The sequence below is a fragment of the Jeotgalicoccus huakuii genome (assembly GCF_036665975.1).
In the GTDB taxonomy this organism is placed as follows: Bacteria; Bacillota; Bacilli; order Staphylococcales; family Salinicoccaceae; genus Jeotgalicoccus; species Jeotgalicoccus marinus.
Window position 1 is genome coordinate 1 of the sequence record NZ_JAVIYN010000034.1, and the last position, 929, is coordinate 929.

General features: G+C 41.2%; 2 protein-coding genes. Both read left to right on the forward strand.

Annotation, left to right across the window (positions count from 1 at the left end):
* The coding region (locus tag V6E76_RS11345; protein WP_499797816.1) for a helix-turn-helix domain-containing protein at nt 1–517 on the forward strand (517 nt) is incomplete at its 5' end.
* Between the two features lie 20 nt (nt 518–537).
* A partial coding sequence (locus V6E76_RS11350; RefSeq protein ID WP_247353045.1) for an IS3 family transposase occupies nt 538–929 on the forward strand: 392 nt, incomplete at its 3' end.

The window sequence follows — 929 nt, forward strand, 5'->3', positions numbered from 1 at the left end:
GAGACATGAGCCCAAGCATCAGACATACACAAAAGCATTTAAGTCAATGGTGGTAGAAGAATATCTTAATCAATCCATTAGTTATAGAAGCTTAGCTATAAAATACAATATTCGTGCCTATTCTACTGTAAAGAAATGGGTTAAGGCGTATACTGAAGGTAAACGAGTTAAATCTACCTTCGGAGGTAAGCCATTGATGGTTAAGTCAAGACAGACCACATACCAAGAACGATTAGACATTGCACAGTATTATGAGGCAAATGAAGTGAGTATTCGTGAACTATCTGAGCTTTTTGATGTCACCTATCAGCAAGCTTATCAATATGTGAAAAAATATGAAGCAGCTGGAAAGTATGGTTTAGAAGACCGACGCGGCAAGCGAAAGCCTGAAGATGCATTGAGTGAAGTCGATCAATTGAAACGCGCGCTAGAACAAGAGCGTCGTCAACGTCGGAAAGTGGAAGTAGAGAATGCGTTTCTAAAAAAGTTGGAAGAACTCGAGCGGAGACAAAAATAAGCCGAGTTCGTGGCCATAGGGTGCATGAAGCCATTACTGAATTACACAGGGTCGGCTATACAATCTCGGAACTATGTGCGGTCGCAAATATCAGTCGTCAAGCATATTATAAATATTTGAACCGTCAGCCCCCACAATATGAGATTGAGAATGCAGTCATCGCATCCACCATTGCTGAGTTATACCTAAAATATAAAGGTGTCCCTGGATATCGAATGATGCGTCATCTAGTGAATCGCCAACTTAATACCGCATACGGTGCGAGACGTATCTTACGCATCATGCGACTCATGGGTATACAATCCGTCACACGTAAAAAGAAACAAGTCCGCACACAGAAATCTGGTGATTTGACTGCAACAAATACATTGGGTCGACAGTTCGTTTCTGAATTTAAGAATGAGAAATGGCT